The sequence below is a fragment of the Ruegeria sp. F5 genome, from assembly GCF_056533845.1.
Genome location: NZ_JBQFOU010000048.1, coordinates 1 through 4469 on the forward strand (window position 1 = coordinate 1; position 4469 = coordinate 4469).

The window sequence follows — 4469 nt, forward strand, 5'->3', positions numbered from 1 at the left end:
CCCCGCCCGATGTCGGGCGGGGTTTTTGTGATTTACTCTGCGGCGTCTTCGTATTCTGACATCGGGGGGCATGTGCAGACGAGGTTTCGGTCGCCGTATGCGTTGTCGACGCGGTTGACGGGGGACCAGTATTTGTCGACGCCCATGGAGCCCGGGGGGAAGCAGGCCTGTTCGCGGGTGTAGGGGCGGTCCCAGTCGCCGACCAGATCGCGCACCGTGTGGGGGGCGTTTTTCAGCGGGTTGTTTTCCGCGTCGATACGCCCGTCGATGATATCCTGCGCCTCGGCCCGGATGGACAGCATCGCGTCGCAGAAACGGTCGAGCTCGGCCATGGGTTCGGATTCCGTGGGTTCCACCATCAGGGTGCCGGCCACCGGCCAGGACATCGTCGGCGCGTGGAAGCCTGAATCGACCAGCCGTTTGGCGATGTCATCGACGCTGACATGGGCGGCCTCGTCCAGCGGGCGGGTGTCGAGGATGCATTCATGCGCCACCCGGCCCGTTTCCGAGGTGTAGAGGATCGGGTAGGCCTCGCTCAGCCGCGCGGCGATGTAATTGGCGTTCAGGATCGCCACTTTGGTCGCCTGCGTCAGACCCGCGCCGCCCATCAGCAGCACATAGGCCCAGCTGACCGGCAGGATCGAGGGCGAGCCGAAGGGCGCCGCCGAGACCGGGCCGACAGCGGTGCCGTATTCCGGGTGGCCGGGCAGATGCTCTTCCAGATGCGCCTTGACTCCGATCGGGCCCATGCCGGGGCCGCCGCCGCCATGCGGGATGCAGAAGGTCTTGTGCAGGTTCAGGTGACTGACATCGCCGCCAATGTCCCCCGGACGCGACAGGCCGACCATGGCGTTCATGTTGGCCCCGTCGATATAGACCTGACCGCCATGGTCATGGGTGATCTGGCAGACCTCCTGCACGGTGGTCTCGAACACGCCATGGGTGGACGGATAGGTGATCATGCAGCCGGCCAGATGATCCGAGTGCTTCTCGGCCTTGGCGCGGAAGTCATTCAGGTCGATATTGCCGTTCTCATCCGATTGCACCGGCACCACCTGCCAGCCCACCATCTGCGCCGAGGCCGGGTTGGTGCCATGGGCCGAGGTCGGGATCAGGCAGACATTGCGGTGCCCCTCACCGCGGGCGAAGTGATAGTTGCGGATGGTCAGGAGCCCCGCATATTCCCCCTGCGCGCCCGAGTTGGGCTGCTGGCTGATCGCGTCATAGCCGGTGATCTGGCACAGCTTGTCGTTCAGATCGGCGATCATCTCGTGATAGCCCTGCGCCTGATCTTCCGGCACGAAGGGGTGCAGGTTGCCGAACTCGGGCCAGGTGACCGGGATCATCTCGATCGTGGCGTTCAGCTTCATGGTGCAGGAGCCCAGCGGGATCATCGCCCGGTCCAGCGCCAGATCGCGGTCGGCCAGACGGCGCATATAGCGGGTGATCTCGGCCTCGGCCCGGTTCTTGTGGAAGATCTCGTGGGTCAGATAGGCGCTTTCGCGCAGCGCGTAATCCGGCAGGCGATAGACCTTGTTCGAACTGTCATCGGTGCGGTCGATGCCGAAGGCGCCCCAGACCGCCTCGATGGTCTCGGGCCGGGTCTGTTCGTCCAGGCTGATGCCCACGCGTGTCTCGCCCACCTTGCGCAGGTTCACACCGCGCGCCACGGCGGCCTCCATCACCGTGGTCTGCAGATGGCCGACCTCGACCGTGATGGTGTCGAAGAACACCTCCGGCTCAACCGAGAAGCCCGCCTCTTCCAGACCGGCGGCCATGCGCGAGGTCTTGCGGTGCACCGATTGCGCGATGGCCTTGATGCCATCGGGGCCGTGATACACCGCATACATCGAGGCAATGACCGCCAGCAGCGCCTGCGCGGTGCAGACATTCGAGTTCGCCTTCTCGCGGCGGATATGCTGCTCGCGGGTTTGCAGCGCCAGGCGATAGGCCTTGTTGCCGCGGCTGTCGATGGACACACCGATGATCCGGCCCGGCATTGCGCGCTTCAGCTTGTCGGTGGTCGCCATATAGGCGGCATGAGGCCCGCCATAGCCCATCGGCACGCCAAAACGCTGGGTCGAGCCGATGGCAATGTCCGCGCCCATCTCACCCGGCGACTTCAGCAGCGCCAGCGACAGGATGTCGGCAGCGACAATGGCGATGGCTTTATGTTCGTGCAGGGCGGCGATTTCAGCGGTGAAGTCGCGCACATGGCCATGGGTGCCCGGATACTGGAAGATCGCGCCAAAGACCGCGCCGGCGTCGAGGCTGTCGGGATCGCCCACCTGCACGTCGATGCCCAGAGGTTCGGCGCGGGTTTTGATCACCGCGATGGTCTGCGGGTGGCAGTTGCGGTCGACAAAGAAGGCTGCGTTGTTGGCCTTGGACCGGCCACCGCGTTTCGCCATCGCCATCGCCTCGGCAGCAGCGGTGGCTTCGTCCAGCAGCGAGGCGTTGGCCACATCCAGCCCGGTCAGATCGCTCACCATGGTCTGGAAGTTCAGGAGAGCCTCGAGCCGGCCCTGGCTGATCTCGGGTTGGTACGGCGTATAGGCGGTGTACCAGGCCGGGTTTTCCAGGATATTGCGCAGGATCGGCGCCGGCGTGGTGGTGCCATAGTACCCCTGCCCGATCAGCGAGGTCAGGACCTTGTTCTTGCCCGCCACCTCTTTCATGTGAAAGAGCGCATCGCGTTCGGTCATCGCCGGACCCCAGTCCAGCGGGTCCTTCTGCCGGATCGCGGGCGGAACCGTGGCGTCGATCAGCTGGTCCAGCGTCTTGAAGCCGATCACCTTGAGCATGTCGCGCATCTCGGTCGGGCTGGGCCCGATATGGCGGCGGTTGGCGAAGTCATAGGCTTCGTAATCGGTCAGTTTGAAGGCCATCGTTGCGCTCCTGTGGAAAGGTCAGGTCCGGCGGAGACTGCGGGAGCCTCCGGCGGGAGTATTTGGAAAAAGATGAAGCGGGGGAGCCCCGATACCGGGGCTTTGCTGTGGCGTCAGCCGATGAAGGCTTTGTAGCCGGCCTCGTCCATCAGGTCTTCGAGCTGCGACGCGTCCGCGATCCTGATCTTGTAGATCCAGGCCTCGCCCTCGGGGTCTTCGTTCAGCGCGCCGGGATTGTCGGCCAGCGTCTCGTTCACTTCGGTGATCTCGCCATCGACCGGGGCATAGAGTTCCGACGCCGCCTTGACGGATTCGATCACGCCGATCTCGCCGTCTTTTTCAAACTCGTCGCCTGCTTCCTGCTGCTCGACGAAGACCACATCGCCCAGTTGCTCGGCGGCGTGGGCGGTGATGCCCAGCGTGGCGGTGTCGCCCTCAACGGTCAGCCATTCATGCTCTTCGGAATAATAGGTTGCCATTGTGTCTCTCTCCTGACTTCAACGCTTGTAATTCTGGGTGACGAAGGGCAGCGCCACGATCTCAGCCGGTTGCGGCTTGCCCCGGATGATCAGGTTCACCGCCTCGCCCGGTGTGCTGTGCGCGGTGGCGACATAGCCCATCGCCACAGGGCCGCCGACCGTGGGACCAAACCCGCCCGAGGTGATCTGGCCGATTGTCGCGCCATCTGCCGATTGGATTTCCACGCCCTGACGCGCCGGGGCGCGCCCTTCGGGTTTGATGCCCACCAGCTTGCGCGCCGGCCCCTCGGCCAGTTCCTTTTGCACGCGGTCCGCGCCGGGAAAGCCGCCCTCTTCCTTGCGGCGCTTCTGGATCGCCCAGCCCAAGCTGGCTTCGATCGGCGAGGTGCTCTGGTCGATGTCATTGCCATAAAGGCACAGTCCCGCCTCCAGCCGCAGGCTGTCGCGCGCGCCCAGACCGGCCGGTTCGCAATCCTCATGCGCGAGGAAGGCGCGGGTAATTTCAATGGCCTTGTGCTGCGGGATGGAAATCTCGTACCCGTCCTCGCCGGTATAGCCCAGCCGCGAGATGCGGCAGTCGACGCCCATGATCGGCGCCATGGTGGTTTCCATGAACTTGAGATCCCGCGCTGCGGGGCAAAGATCGCCCACAACGGTTTCCGCCGCAGGGCCTTGGACAGCGACCAAAGCGCGGTCGAAAATCTCGGTCACTTCGACACCGTCCAGATTGGCCTGCATATGCGGAATATCCTGATGCCGCAGCGCCGCGTTCACCACCACAAAGAAATGATCGCCCGCGTTCGACACGATCAGGTCATCCATGATCCCGCCTTGCGGATTGGTGAAGAACCCATACCGCGCCTTTCCTTCCTTCAGCGTCGCATAGGCCTGCGGGCACAACGCTTCCAGCTTCTCGCCCACATCCTCGCCCCGCAGGAGCACCTGACCCATATGGCTCACATCAAACACCGCCGCCTTCTCACGGCACTGCTTATGCTCCCCCATAATCCCCAAAGGATACTGAACAGGCATCTCCCAACCCGCAAAATCAACCAGCTTGCCACCCAACTCAACATGCAAAGCGTAGAGAGGCGTGCGTTTC

At 63.9% G+C, this 4469-nt stretch carries 3 protein-coding genes; all 3 read right to left on the reverse strand.

Annotated features, from left to right (window positions below):
- Nucleotides 1-32: 32 nt before the first annotated feature.
- Nucleotides 33-2888 (reverse strand): aminomethyl-transferring glycine dehydrogenase, encoded by a 2856-nt coding sequence (gene gcvP / locus ACR0K1_RS25275; RefSeq protein WP_480612173.1) that lies wholly within the window; start codon nucleotides 2886-2888, stop codon nucleotides 33-35.
- 113 nt (nucleotides 2889-3001) lie between these two features.
- Entirely contained in the window at nucleotides 3002-3367 is a 366-nt protein-coding gene (gene gcvH / locus ACR0K1_RS25280) for a glycine cleavage system protein GcvH (RefSeq protein ID WP_480612172.1), read from the reverse strand.
- 18 nt (nucleotides 3368-3385) lie between these two features.
- The coding region (gcvT, locus tag ACR0K1_RS25285; protein WP_480852276.1) for a glycine cleavage system aminomethyltransferase GcvT at nucleotides 3386-4469 on the reverse strand (1084 nt) is incomplete at its 5' end.

What these genes read in the sequence shown, in the direction of transcription:
- gcvP (WP_480612173.1), bottom strand. Translation starts at nt 2,888, where the DNA reads ATGGCCTTCAAACTGACCGATTACGAAGCCTATGACTTCGCCAACCGC.
- gcvH (WP_480612172.1), bottom strand. Translation starts at nt 3,367, where the DNA reads ATGGCAACCTATTATTCCGAAGAGCATGAATGGCTGACCGTTGAGGGC.